The organism is Hymenobacter busanensis (assembly GCF_008727865.1).
GTDB classification, from domain to species: Bacteria; Bacteroidota; Bacteroidia; order Cytophagales; family Hymenobacteraceae; genus Solirubrum; species Solirubrum busanense.
Genome location: NZ_VTWU01000001.1, coordinates 650,699 through 663,431, shown reverse-complemented (window position 1 = coordinate 663,431; position 12,733 = coordinate 650,699). Strand labels below are relative to the sequence as shown.

Annotated in this window: 9 protein-coding genes and 3 tRNA genes; 8 read left to right on the top strand and 4 right to left on the bottom strand. The window is 60.6% G+C overall.

What is annotated here, in order from left to right:
• Positions 1 to 27 precede the first annotated feature (27 nt).
• The 3 genes from F0P96_RS02720 to F0P96_RS02710 form a co-directional block, all read right to left on the bottom strand.
• Positions 28 to 101, bottom strand: a tRNA-Arg gene (locus F0P96_RS02720).
• Between the two features lie 196 nt (positions 102 to 297).
• Positions 298 to 374: transfer RNA gene (locus F0P96_RS02715), tRNA-Pro, on the bottom strand.
• Between the two features lie 58 nt (positions 375 to 432).
• A tRNA-Ser gene (locus F0P96_RS02710) sits at positions 433 to 523 on the bottom strand.
• Positions 524 to 693: 170 nt separating this feature from the next.
• Here F0P96_RS02710 and F0P96_RS02705 point away from each other — a divergent pair.
• The 8 genes from F0P96_RS02705 (at position 694) to F0P96_RS02670 (ending at position 12,209) form a co-directional block, all read left to right on the top strand.
• Positions 694 to 1,671 (top strand): vWA domain-containing protein, encoded by a 978-nt coding sequence (locus tag F0P96_RS02705; RefSeq protein WP_151077195.1) that lies wholly within the window; start codon positions 694 to 696, stop codon positions 1,669 to 1,671.
• A 5-nt stretch (positions 1,672 to 1,676) separates the two neighbouring features.
• Positions 1,677 to 2,531: a tetratricopeptide repeat protein gene (locus F0P96_RS02700; RefSeq protein ID WP_151077194.1), complete on the top strand. Its 855-nt coding sequence runs from the start codon at positions 1,677 to 1,679 to the stop codon at positions 2,529 to 2,531.
• Positions 2,532 to 2,693: 162 nt separating this feature from the next.
• On the top strand, positions 2,694 to 3,875 hold the full coding sequence (locus F0P96_RS02695) for an acetyl-CoA C-acyltransferase (RefSeq protein WP_151077193.1): 1,182 nt from the start codon (positions 2,694 to 2,696) through the stop codon (positions 3,873 to 3,875).
• 195 nt (positions 3,876 to 4,070) lie between these two features.
• Positions 4,071 to 5,483 carry a toxin-antitoxin system YwqK family antitoxin gene (locus tag F0P96_RS02690; RefSeq protein WP_151077192.1) on the top strand — a complete coding sequence of 471 codons (1,413 nt, stop codon included), beginning with the start codon at positions 4,071 to 4,073 and terminating at the stop codon, positions 5,481 to 5,483.
• 357 nt (positions 5,484 to 5,840) lie between these two features.
• Positions 5,841 to 8,315, top strand: a complete 2,475-nt coding sequence (locus F0P96_RS02685; RefSeq protein WP_160620014.1) for a TonB-dependent receptor — start codon at positions 5,841 to 5,843, stop codon at positions 8,313 to 8,315.
• A gap of 1,040 nt (positions 8,316 to 9,355) precedes the next feature.
• Entirely contained in the window at positions 9,356 to 9,856 is a 501-nt protein-coding gene (locus F0P96_RS02680) for a carboxypeptidase regulatory-like domain-containing protein (protein ID WP_151077190.1), read from the top strand.
• A 170-nt stretch (positions 9,857 to 10,026) separates the two neighbouring features.
• A complete protein-coding gene (locus F0P96_RS02675; RefSeq protein ID WP_151077189.1) occupies positions 10,027 to 10,710 on the top strand; it encodes a TIGR02117 family protein in 684 nt (227 codons plus the stop codon).
• Between the two features lie 161 nt (positions 10,711 to 10,871).
• A complete protein-coding gene (locus F0P96_RS02670; RefSeq protein WP_151077188.1) occupies positions 10,872 to 12,209 on the top strand; it encodes a T9SS type A sorting domain-containing protein in 1,338 nt (445 codons plus the stop codon).
• A gap of 107 nt (positions 12,210 to 12,316) precedes the next feature.
• On the opposite strand, the gene F0P96_RS02665 is transcribed toward F0P96_RS02670, so the two are convergent.
• Entirely contained in the window at positions 12,317 to 12,661 is a 345-nt protein-coding gene (locus tag F0P96_RS02665) for a hypothetical protein (protein ID WP_151077187.1), read from the bottom strand.
• Between the last annotated feature and the right edge of the window lie 72 nt (positions 12,662 to 12,733).

The following is a 12,733-nucleotide window of genomic DNA, read 5'->3' as shown; positions in this document are numbered from 1 at the left end:
CAAAGCAAAAAAGCTTTGGCGGATTAGTACCCCGTAAGAGATTCGAACTCCTGACCTACTGCTTAGAAGGCAGCCGCTCTATCCAACTGAGCTAACGAGGCGAATGATTGGTATCTGCCTGCAAACTTAAGCCTGATCTTTCAAAAAACCACTGCCCGTGCCCGTGGCTGGCTGCAGGGGTGTTGCTGGAATTGGCATTTACGGGCGCAGTTGCTTGCATAGAGCCAGCGTCTATATAGGCTATGTAGTACATACCGATAATACAAAAGCCACCCGCTTGCGGCAGGTGGCTTTCAATGGTCGGGGTGGCAGGATTCGAACCTGCGGCCTCCTGCTCCCAAAGCAGGCGCGATACCGGGCTACGCTACACCCCGAAACTACCGACGGACAAGCCGGTAAAAAAAGCGGGCTTCCCGAAGGACGGGAAGCCCGTGGCGGAGAGAGGGGGATTCGAACCCCCGGTAGCCTTTAGAGCTACGGCAGTTTAGCAAACTACTGGTTTCAGCCACTCACCCATCTCTCCAAAGTCAGGGCAATTTTCCGAGGGGCCGCTTGCCCTTCGGGGCAGCAAATATACAGGCAGGAGCGGGAAAACAAGGTTTGTAGCAGAAAAAAAATCTCACTTCCTGCCTTGCTGGGCTGTTATCTTTGGCTGTTTCCTTCCCGTCACCCACTAGTTGCCGCCGTCAGAACATGCTTACTTGGCTCAACCAATGGACGTTCTGGGAAACCATGCTACTTGGCATCGGCGCGGTGCTTTACATTGGTTACGCGCTACGCACAAGACGCTTGGCCCGACCGTTGGGGCAGTCGGGCGGGCGGATAGGCTGGAAATTTTTACTGCGGGCAGCGGCGCTGGCTCTGTTGGGGGTGGCGTTGCTGGGGCCCGCATACGGCGTGATGCCCCAGCCGGTACGCACCACGGGTAAAGACTTATGGCTGTTGGTCGATTTGTCGCGGTCGATGGATGCCCCGGATGTCGCGCCGACTCGCTTGGTGCGGGTACGGGCCGAATTGGCGAAGCTGGTCGAACGTTTTCCGGCCGACCGCATGGGCTTGATCGTGTTCAGTTCGGAAGCGTACGTGCATTGCCCCCTCACCTACGACCAAAATGCCCTACTCACCCTGCTGGGCACGCTGCAAACCAGGCTGGTTCCTGTCGGAGCCACCGATTTGGCGGCTCCGCTACAATTGGCACTTACCCGCTTGGCTACCGTTGCGCAACCGGTAAGCGGCTCTTCCCAACGAGCTACTGCGCTGGTGGTGGTCAGCGACGGAGAGGATTTTGGGAATCAAATAGAGGGTCCGGTTCGCGAGATGGTACGCCGCGGGGTGCGCCTGTATGCTGTGGGCGTTGGCACGGCCGAGGGCAGCAAACTTCCGCAGGCCAGCGGCTTCGTGCGCGACGCTCAAGGCCGCCCGGCAGTGACGCGCCTGCAAGCTCCGGTATTGCGGCGCTTGGCTGAGTTGACGGGCGGCGTGTATATAGAGGTGTCGGAAAAGCGCAATGAATTTCCGGCGCTGGTACGGGCGCTGGCCCGTCTGGAAGGCCAAACCCAGCAGGTGCGCACGGTAACTGTGGCCGACAACCGCTATGCCTACCCCTTGGCGGCTGCGCTTTTGCTGCTGGCCTTGGACATAATCTTTACCATTAAGGTGGTGCGGCCATGATACGAATGGCACTGCTGGCTCTGCTACTGAGTGGCGGCCTCTGGACCCGGCTTGAGCGGGTGCGCAGCTACAACCAGAGCCTGCAGCAAGCACACCTGGCGTATACACACGGCCGTTTTGGCGAAGCGGCTGCCTGGTATGAAAAGGCACTTCAACTTGGCGGCAGCACCGACCAACTGCAGGTTAACCTGGGCCATGCCTATGCTCGCCTTGGAAATAGTCCCAAGGCCCGGCAAGCGTACGGCCGCCTGCTACAGAGCCCGGCCTTGCAGGTGCGCAGCGTAGCGCGGCAACAATTGGCCGTGCTGGCAGCCGAACGCGGCGATATGGCTCAAGCCAGCGCGCTGTTGCGCCAGGCCCTGCTCGACGACCCCACCAATGCAGGGGCCCGCTACGATTACGAGGTAATCCGCCGTTACCAGGGCCGCCCAAACGACCCGCAGAAGTTACCGTCACGTCAGCCGCAAGCTTCACAGCCCGGCGCGGGCCAGCAACAGCCGCAAGTCGGCGCTTCTTCGTCGGCTCCCACAGCAGGGCAAAGCGACTTGGAAAATCCGCCACCTCGCCAAGGGTCGGGTAACGCGCAGCGCACGGCGCAGGGAGATGCTTCGGGCGGTACTCGGGGGACGGGTTCTGAGCCTGACGCCTCGCAGGATGGTAGCGGTCGACCGGGCACCGAAAGTGCGACACTGAATGACGCCCGCCTCAATACGCGCCGCCAGCAGTTGCAGCAGCTGAACCTAACCGAAGCGCAAGCCCGGCAACTGCTCGATGCATTGCGCGCCAACGAGCAACAATACCTGCAGCAGCTGCCGCACAAAGCAACCAAACGCGCCGAGCCTGGCAAACCAACGTGGTAATTTCGTAGTTGTGCAAGCGAACCACGGTACCGCACGCTCATGGCCCGATGCAGGTCTGGCAGGTAGAAATTCCTGTTACTTTTGAGCGCCCAACGGGCCGCGTAGGCCAACCGGCTTAGCGCCGAATGGCACTATTTCCCCAACTCCCACTCCCTCCTATCCATGCAAACCAAAGAAGTCTACGTCATTTCGGCTGTGCGCACGCCCATCGGCTCGTTCGGCGGCAGTTTGGCGTCGTTGTCGGCCACCGAACTGGGCGGCATTGCCCTGAAGGGCGCCCTCGAAAAAGCTGGCGTTGAGCCGAAACACGTGCAGCAGGTCATCATGGGCAACGTCATTTCGGCCAACCTGGGCCAAGCCCCGGCCCGCCAAGCGGCCCTGAAAGCCGGTTTGGGATACGAGGTGGAGTGCACCACCGTGAACAAGGTGTGTGCTTCGGGCTCTAAAGCCATTATGATGGCCGCCCAAGCCATTATGCTGGGGCAGGCCGATGTGGTACTGGCCGGCGGCATGGAAAGCATGTCGAACGTGCCATACTACCTCGACAAGGCCCGGTTTGGTGCCAAGTACGGGCACGGGCAAATGATTGACGGCCTGATGAAGGACGGCCTCTGGGACCCGTACCACGACTACGCTATGGGCAACGCGGCCGAAAACACGGCCAAGGAAATGGGCATCACCCGCGAAGAGCAGGATGCCTTTGCAATCGAGAGCTACACGCGGAGTGCCAACGCGGCCAAAGCCGGCAAGAAGAAGGACGAGATTGTACCCGTAACCATCGAAAGCCGCGGCAAAACCACGGTTATTGAGGACGACGAGGAGTACCTGAAGGTCGATTTCGCCAAAGTACCCGGCCTGCGCCCGGCCTTCACCAAAGATGGTACGGTGACGGCCGCCAACGCTTCGACGCTGAACGACGGCGCCGCCGCAGTGCTGCTGATGAGCAAGGAAAAAGCCGAAGAACTGGGCCTGAAGCCCATGGCCCGCGTGCTGGGCTTTGCCGATGCCGAGCAGGCGCCGGAGTGGTTTACCACGACTCCGTCGCTGGCTATTCCGAAGGCCCTGAAACACGCTGGTGTGGAAGCCAGCCAGGTCGATTTCTACGAAATCAACGAGGCCTTTTCGGTCGTTTCGCTGGCCAACAACAAGCTGTTGAACCTGGAAAGCACCAAAGTGAACGTGTACGGCGGTGCCGTGAGCCTGGGCCACCCGCTGGGAGCTTCGGGGGCGCGCATCGTTACCACTTTGTTGAACGTGATGCAGAACGAAGGCGGCAAAATCGGTGTCACCGGCATTTGCAACGGCGGTGGCGGAGCCAGCAGCATTGTACTGGAGAAGCTGTAACACTCAGCAACTCCACAGCAAAGCTTTCATTGTGGAGCCACGGCTAACGACCGTGGCTCCTTTTTTTATGACATACGCCCTTCGCTACGGGCGCATGCAGGCTTCTGACCGGCTTGTATCCTCGGGATTGGGCAAAAAACCGTTGCCGATGCACAGCTCCCGCACGATTGGCAGAATTTCTGCGTTTTTGCAGGCATGATTCGATTTTGCTTGCCGCTTTTGCTGCTGATAGTTGCTGCGGCCCCGGCTTGGGCTCAGCGGCCCCGGGTACTGACTACGTATTACGACACCACCCACGTGAAAAAACGCGAGGTGTACCACGCCCTGGTGGGAGCCGACACCGTGCTGGAGGGCAACTACAAACGGTTTTACCGCTCGGGCAAATTGGAGGTGCAAACCAGCTACCGCGCTGGCAAGGCCGACAGCGCCTACACGGAGTACTTCGAAACCGGCCAACGGCGGCTGGAAGTGACGTTTCGCGAAGGGCAGCGGCAAGGACCGTTTCGCACCTACTACCCCAGCGGCAAGTTGGCGCAGGAAGGCAGCTACGAAGACGACCAGCCCACGGGCACCATCAAAATGTACCACCCCTCGGGCGAGTTGAAGCTGGAAACGACCTTGCTGAAGGGCCAGCCCCAGGGCGTGGTGCGCCAGGTGTATGCGTCGGGCAAGCCCCAGGCCGAAATCAGCTACCGCAACGGCCAGCCCGACGGGGTGGTGCGCACCTATTTTGCCAGTGGCCAGCAACAGAGCGAAGGCACTTACCGCAACGGCTTGCTGGCCGGCGGCTACAAAACGTGGTTTGAGAACGGCCAGCTGGAAACCGAGGTGACGATGGACAAGACCGGCCGCGGCACCATGCGCAGCTATTACCCCTCGGGCAAACTCAAAACCGAAGGCAACTACGTGCCGGCTACTGCGGCCACGCGCCCGGTGAAAAACCCGCTGGGCGACGACCTCACCAAACGCGCCCAGCAACTGGCGCCGGGCACCGCCAACCTGGAAGGCCTGGTAAAAACCTACTACGAAACCGGGGCCCTCAAAAGCACGCAGAACTACAAAGGCGGCGTACTGTCCGGTCAAGCCAAGTACCTCTACCCGTCCGGCAAAACCGAACAGGAAGTGGACTACGCCAACCTGGGCCGCGACCGGAAAATCACGACCTATTACGAAGCCGGCGGCGTGCACGAAGAGCAGGAATACAAAAACAACGTGCGCACCGGCACCTGGCGCACATTTTTTCCCGGCGGCAAGCAGCTGGAGCGGAAAGAAACTTACGCGAACAACCGGCTCGTGGGGGAGCAACTCACGTACCACCCCAACGGCCAAGTGGCGCGTAAAGTCACTTTCGAAAACGGCCGCGCAACTGGCCTGGAGCAGGAGTTTTACGCCTCAGGAAAGCTGCGCGCCGAAACCACTTGGAAGTCGGGCCAGAAACTGGGGCCTTACCGACAACTGCGCGAGGATGGAACCGCCGAGGTAGCCGGCCAATTCCGCAACAACCGCGAAACCGGCGTATGGTCCTACTTCGGTCCGGATGGCAAGGCCGTGCAACAGAAGAAAACGTTCCGTAACGGCCAAGTGGTGACGGCTCCGGATAAGAAATAGAAAACACTGAAAATAGGCGCTTTTTTTGGCTGGCTCAAACATTCTATTGCCGGAATGTTTGAGCCAGCCAATTTTTATTTGCTGAAATTCAAATAGATACCTATTTACACGGTATTGCCAGTATATTTTTCTTAGCAGGTACCTTGCGTTGCAAAGTACCTGCCTTTATATTTGTATCAACCTTAGAGGAAACATCCTTTCTCCTGGCTTCAAAAAATCGGCGCCGACTGCGCCCGGGCATTGTATTGCCCATTGGCAGCGGCTGTACACCTGACTGAACCACTTGGCAAGCTCTGGCGGATGCGCGGTCCGCTGACGAAGTGCGCCCCGTTCCTTCACCCCTCACTTCCTGACTGTATGGTACTGGCTACCTTCCCTTACCGGGCACTGCTGTGCTCTGGCCTCCTGCTGACGCTCTTTCCGCTGGGTTTGCAGGCCCAGAACAGGCCGGCTTCCGGCGTCGTTTCGGGCACGCTGCTCGACGGGGCCAACCGCCAGCCCTTGCCTTTTGCCAGCGTGCTGCTCCTGCACCTGCCCGATTCGGCCGTGATAACCGGGGCGCAAACTGCTGAAAACGGCGCTTTCCGACTGGAATCGGTGAAGCCCGGTTCCTACGCCCTCAAGGCCTCGGTGCTGGGCTACGGGGTGCTGCGCCGCGCCGTCACGCTGTCGGGCGAAACGGCCGAACTGCCGCTGGGCACAGTAACCCTGCAACCCACGACAACCCAATTGAAAGGCGTGACCGTGACGGCCCAGCGGGCGGCGGTGGAAGAAAGCCTCGACAAGAAGGTGATTAACGTGGAGAAGGATTTGAGCAGCGTGGGCGGCACGGCCGTGAACGTGCTGCAAAATGTGCCCTCGGTAGCCGTGGCGCCCGATGGCACCGTGAGCATGCGCGGCAGCTCCAACATCACCATCCTGGTGGACGGCAAGCCGACCTCGGCTTCCAGCGGGGCCGGCGGCAACCGCCTGGAGCAGATTCCGGCCAGCAGCATCGAAAAGGTGGAAGTGGTGACCAACCCGTCGGCCCGCTACGATGCGGCCGGGGGTGGCGGGGTCATCAACATCATCCTGAAAAAGCAGAAGAAAGACGGCTGGAACGGCCAAGCCACCGCTACCGTGGGCACCCGCGACAAGTACAACGGCAGCCTGAGCCTGAACCGCCGTGCCGGTAAGCTGAACGTCTTCGGCTCGGTAGACATGCGCGACGCGAACTTCCGCAGCCGTATGTGGAGTGACCAGCAGACCGTGCTGGAAGGCCAGACGTTGAGCACCTTTCAGGAAGGCACCAACCTGCGCCACGCCAAAAACTACAGCGGCCGCCTGGGCTTCGACTTGAACCTGACGCCCGCCCAGACCCTGACGCTGACGCTGCAGCCCGGCTTCAACCGCAGCAGAAACGGCGGCATGCAGCTGGCCACTCTCCGCACGGCAGGCGAAACGGACCGTCAGTTGGGCAGCACGTTCGGCGTGTCGGAAAACGTAGACAACCACGACGCCTCGCTCGACTACCGCCGCACCTGGGAAGCCCACAAGGGGCGCGAACTAACGGCTTCGGCCAGCTTCACCTACCTCGATGCCAACGTGCTGGTGGCCCAGCGCAACACCAGCGGCCCCACTGGCACCGACCTGCGCGAGTGGCAGCAGGACCTCCACGTTGATCTGCGTTCCTGGGATGGGCAAGTGGATTATGTGCACCCGTTGGCCAATAAAGCCCGTTTCGAAGCGGGGCTGAAAGCCCAGCGCCAGAACAACAACGGCACCGATAACTTTCTGCGCCAAGTGGGCGAAACGCGCAGCTACGAGCGGTTGGCCGACCGCTCCTACGCCTACGATTTTGCCGAGTACAACCAAGCCGGTTACGTGAACTACCAGCAGGAATGGGCCAAATGGCGGGTTCTGGCGGGTCTGCGGGTGCAGTACACCAATACGCAAGGCGAGGTAGTAAACGGCAAAGGCCCCTTCAAGCTGGAGTACCTGAACCTGTTTCCCTCGGCTACCCTGGCGCGCACCCTGGCCACTGCCGACCAGCGCGTGCAGCTGAGCTACTCGCGCCGCCTGAACAGCCCCAACTTCATGCAGCTGCTGGCCTTCCCGCTCTACCAGGACCAGCGCTACTACCGCATCGGCGACCCGGCCCTACGCCCCGAATACATCAATGCGCTGGAGCTGGGCCACCAAATGACACTGGGCCAAGCTAATATCAGCTCTACGCTGTTTTACCGCCAAACCACCAACGCCATTCAGCAGCTGCGCCGGGTAGACGCTACGGCCACCCAACTCTACGGCGGCGGGGCCGTGATTACCGCCAGTTACAACACCAATTTTGGTCAGGCACTGAGCTACGGGGCCGAATTGTCGGTGAACCAGCCCGTAACCAAATGGTGGCGCCTGACGGCCAACGGCTCGTTGTTTGAGAGCAGCGTGACGGCCGCCACGGGTACCGAATCGAGCCGCCGCACGGTATCGGGCACGGCCCGGGTGATGAACTCCTTCACCCCAACGCCGAAACTCGATGTGCAGCTGACTGGCAACTACCGGGCCGCAGCCCTCACCACGCAAGGCCGCATTGCCCCGGTTAGCTCAATCGACATGGCCCTGCGCCAGCGCCTCTTCAACGACCGGGCCGCTCTCACGCTGCGCGTTTCGGATGTGTTCAATACGCAACGCCAGCGCAGCACTGCCTTCGCCCCGGGCTACGAGTTCAGCAACTACAACAAATGGGAGTCGCGCGTGGGCTACCTGGGCTTCTCGTGGTACATGGGCTCGAACAAACCACCTAAGAAAATCGAGAACCAGCCGCAAGGCGGTGGTGGTGGTTTCGGCGGCTAACCCCTTCCGCAACCGGCTACTCATACTATGCCTATTCCGCCAGCGTACCTACTAGGTGCGCTGGCGGAATTCTTTCTGCCCATATCATCCATCATACAACTCGTAAGAGGCGCCACAGTCGACTCACGAATTTCAACTGCCACTCAAGTAAAGACACATGGGTTTTCACACCCTTAATTCTTCGATGAGCATGTACCCAACAAAATATTTTACCAGTCATGTATACCACGCGCAACCTACGAATAGTTTCGTAGTCAATGCAGCAGATGTTGCTTCCTGGCTCCGTTCGAGGAGGCCGAAGCAAGACACAAGTTTCCTGTTCAACATTCGAGTTGTGCGATGGTACAGTTTCCCAGGATTCGCCTCCCGTGCGGACTGAAAAGCATGTGGCTCTTTCGGTGGGCTGGCTTGGCTACAGCCGCGTAACCGCCTCATTGCCTTTGCAGAGCCCGACGTCCCACATCATTGTGCGATTGTAGCACCCTTCACGCTGCCGCTACCTTTGCACCGTCGCAACACAGAAAACCAACATGCTTGTGCCGACGAAACGGTTGCTACATCCTGCCTGGTACATCTGCCAGAAAAGTTTTTGCAACGCCAGGCAACGCTTCCTTTTCAGCCTCCATCTACCACTCCGAAAGCCGCCTAGCGCACCGCTTCTCCGCAAGCCATAGTCCTAAGTTGCCTTCGTAAGCTCCCACTTCCTTCATCTCCAATTGCTAATCTGGCCTCTTTTCTTGGCCAAGTGCAGCAAAAAACGTTGAAAAGAAAAAATAATTCGATAGTACCTTGCATCACAAAGTACCTGTCATTATCTTTACAACGTCTTCCAGCAACACCGCCTTTCTTTCGTGCCGAACCGGCCCACCCGAAAGGCCCACCGCTCCCCCACCGTCAGCCCCGAGGCTGATGCCGCCCAGTTCGCCACCGTAGCGGACGGCACGACGCACAAGCCCAACAAGCCATTTTGGAACCAGGCAGCGGAACCGCGGCTGCTGCCTCTCCCCGGCCCGCCCCAACATCCCAACCTTTCTGTAGCCATGAAAACGCTCGTAGCCCGCTTCTTCTTTTTCAGCCTGGCCCTTTTGGCCGCCCTCAACCTCACCGCTGGTACCAAAACCGCCCAAATGGGCACTATTTCGGGCAAGCTGCTCGACGGCCAGACCCAGGAATCCATTCCGCAAGCCAACGTTATTGTGCTGCGTGCCAGCGACAACGCTTATGTGTGCAGCGTAGCCACCCGCGCCGACGGTTCGTTTAGCGTCAGCAACCTGCCTTTCGGCCAATACCGGCTGCGCACCACGGTACTGGGCTACCAGCAACTGCGCCCCGTATTTCAGGTAAACGCCCGCCAGCCGCGCCTCGCGCTGGGTTCGGTAGCCTTGGTGCCGATGTCGGCTCCGGTGGCAGCCAGCACGCTGGCCGGTACGCCGGTTAGCAACCCTTTCCTGAAGCACACGGCCGTGGGCCAGGCCACCAAATACGTGCTGACGGCCGGTCACACCCGCCGCTACGCCAAGCGCCCGGTAGTGCGCTCCTAGCATGGGCTCTGCAGCCTCGCCCGCCGGTTGTGGCGCGGGGCATGCTGTCCAAGACCTTCTGCGGGGTTGTGGTTGAAAAGCCGCAGCCCCGCATTGCTTACCGACGGGTTACGTATGCGGGTCAACTGGCATGAAAGACGCGCGCCAAGCCGTTCGATGCGTGCCGCTGTATGTCGCTTCCTGTCCTCGGTTTTCGTGCCCTGATGTCGGTTTTCGTTGCATTTGTCGTGCTCATGCTCACTGGCACTGTGGTACCGCGCAATGCCGATTTCCGCGAAACACCCGGTGGCATTCCCGTTTTCGTGGTGTCGAATGGGTTCCACACCGACTTGGTGCTGCCGGCGCGGGAAGCCCGTACCGGAACCGATTGGCTGGCCCGGCTGGGGCAGCCGCAGTGGGGGCAAGCGTTCGGAGCCAGTCCGTTTGTGAGTTTCGGCTGGGGCAACGAAGCATTCTACCTGGAATCGTACGGCGGGAAATTTCCCAAACCCGGCACCGTGGCCCGCGCGCTGCTGCCTGCCAAAACCCTGATGCACGTAGGCTTTTACCCGGCGGCTCCTACGCCCGGCGAACATGTGGTGATGCTGCGCATTGCGCCGACCCAATACCAGCAGCTGGTGCGGTATGTAGCCGAGTCCTTTCAGCCCGACTCGGCGGGGCGCTGGGAGCTGCGCAACCCGGCCGGCTACACCGCCGCCGACTTTTTCTTCCGGGCCCGCGGCCGCTACCACGCCCTGCGCACCTGCAACGACTGGACCAACCGCGGTCTGCACGAGGCAGGAATCCGGTCGGCGCTGAAAGCCCCGCTGGCCGCGTCGGTGCTTTACCAGGTTCGTCGGGGAGTTAGTCGGTAGCTGTGGTGTGCCGGCTGGGCTGTTCTGGTCCTCACATATTCGGGGGAGCTGTACAACTTTCCTATATGACGCAGGCTCTTTAGCTGGTCTGGCCCTCCTTGCAACGGCATTCGGCCCGGGTTCCTGACCCATCTTTCTTTTCTCCTCACGCTACATTACGCATGAAAAAAGCCCTACTGCTGCTGAGTTTCCTGGGAAGCAGCTACCTCGCCACGGCCCAATGGGTCAGCCAGCCCATCAGTTTTGCCTCGCCGGCCTACCTGAACTTCACTATTTCGGCGGTGGATGCCAACGTGGCCTGGACGACGGTGGTGGAAGTCAATAATGACCGCACCGCTACCTACGCCCGCACCGTAAACGGGGGCGCGGCCTGGTCGGCGCAAGTACTTCCCGGCCTGACAGCTACGGAATACATTTCGGATATCCACGCCCTGAACGCCAGCACGGCCTGGGCCGCCATTGCCCCCAGCGCACCCGTGGCGCCCGGGCGCATCCTGAAAACCACCGATAGCGGCGCTACCTGGGTTCAAACGACGACCACCGGGCAGTTTGCTTCTGTCGAAGGGTATCCGGTATACGTGCGCTTCTTCGACGCCAACCGCGGCGTGGCCATTGGCGAGGCGGCCAATAATCGAATCGAGATATACACCACCTCGAACGGTGGCACGTCTTGGACGGCGGTACCGGCCGCCAATATTCCGGCCGCGCAGCCCGATGAGTTTGTGGACCTGCTGGTGCCGGTGGTTGCGCAAGTGGGCAACAGCTTGTGGTTTGCAACCAGCGAAAACCGCGTTTTTCGCTCGACCGATGCCGGCCTGACCTGGAACGTGGCCACCACGGGCTTTGGCAGCTTCGACTTTCCCGAAGCCTTGACCTTCCGCGACGCCAACAACGGCTTGTTGATGAGCGACGAAGGCGACCTGCAGCGCACTACCGACGGTGGCATCACGTGGGCGGCGGTGAACCCCACCGGCCCGCACCACATAATTGGGCTGGCGGCCGTGCCCGGCACGCGCACCTACGTCAGCACCGGTTTCAGCGGGCTACCGGGCGGCTCGGGCTCGTCGTACTCCACCAACGACGGGCAGACCTGGACGGCCATTGAAAGCACGGTAAACCACGCGCTGGTGGCTTTTGCAAGCCCCACTGCAGGCTGGTCGGGCGGCGTGCGCCTCGACTCAAGCGGCGAAATAGCGGGCGGCACCGGCCTGCACAAATACACCGGCACTACCCTGGCGGCCGGCACTGCGAAGCTGGCGGTAGTAGCTCCGGCCTACCCCAACCCCAGCCACGACGGGCAGTTCCGGGTACCGCTGCGCGCGGGCGCAACCGACGTGCTGGTGCGCGACGCCGTGGGCCGCGTGGTACTCACGCAGGCCGTAAAGCCCGGTCAGTCCGATGACCTAACTCTTGATTTGTCTGGGCAGGGCGCGGGCGTGTACACGCTGGAGCTGCGGTCATCAGCAGGCGTTGCCCAGCAGAAGCTGGTGGTGCACTAACGGCCGGATTTTTGACCACAACGGCCCCGCAACACGCAAGACTACCTTACTGGTGGGTCTGCGTGTTGCGGGGCCGTTCTGTGTTGGTCAACTACGAATCAGCCGTTCTACCGAACAGCGTATACGCGCTGAATGCGGCGGTTTTGGCCCAGTTGCACCGCCAGCATAGAGGTCGATTCCGAGCTATTCGGGTCGAGCAGCACTTGAGCCAGGGTACCGTTGAGCAGCTGCGCGGTGCGCCGGCAGAGCGGTGTGCCCCGGCTCAGGTCGAGGCACAGGTTGTCGAGGCGTTCTTCGCGCAGTAACTGGTGCTCGTCGTTGTAGAAGCGCACGACGGTGAAATCCCGCGTGGTCAGGTTGGTTTCGAGGTTCCAGTAGCCGCGGGCAGGAGCCTGGGCTGTGGCCGCGCTGGCACCCAGGGCCAGGAGGACAGAAATCAAAAGCGTTTTCATAGCGCAGAAAGAAGGGTAACGGAGCAAGAAAAAAGCAACGAGCAAGCAGGCCACGGAGCGAGGCCGGCCCGG

Coding starts and splice junctions, on each gene's coding strand:
- F0P96_RS02675 (WP_151077189.1), top strand. CDS start 10,027: ATGTCGCTTCCTGTCCTCGGTTTTCGTGCCCTGATGTCGGTTTTCGTT.
- F0P96_RS02670 (WP_151077188.1), top strand. CDS start 10,872: ATGAAAAAAGCCCTACTGCTGCTGAGTTTCCTGGGAAGCAGCTACCTC.
- F0P96_RS02690 (WP_151077192.1), top strand. CDS start 4,071: ATGATTCGATTTTGCTTGCCGCTTTTGCTGCTGATAGTTGCTGCGGCC.
- F0P96_RS02695 (WP_151077193.1), top strand. CDS start 2,694: ATGCAAACCAAAGAAGTCTACGTCATTTCGGCTGTGCGCACGCCCATC.
- F0P96_RS02685 (WP_160620014.1), top strand. CDS start 5,841: ATGGTACTGGCTACCTTCCCTTACCGGGCACTGCTGTGCTCTGGCCTC.
- F0P96_RS02705 (WP_151077195.1), top strand. CDS start 694: ATGCTTACTTGGCTCAACCAATGGACGTTCTGGGAAACCATGCTACTT.
- F0P96_RS02665 (WP_151077187.1), bottom strand. CDS start 12,661: ATGAAAACGCTTTTGATTTCTGTCCTCCTGGCCCTGGGTGCCAGCGCG.
- F0P96_RS02680 (WP_151077190.1), top strand. CDS start 9,356: ATGAAAACGCTCGTAGCCCGCTTCTTCTTTTTCAGCCTGGCCCTTTTG.
- F0P96_RS02700 (WP_151077194.1), top strand. CDS start 1,677: ATGGCACTGCTGGCTCTGCTACTGAGTGGCGGCCTCTGGACCCGGCTT.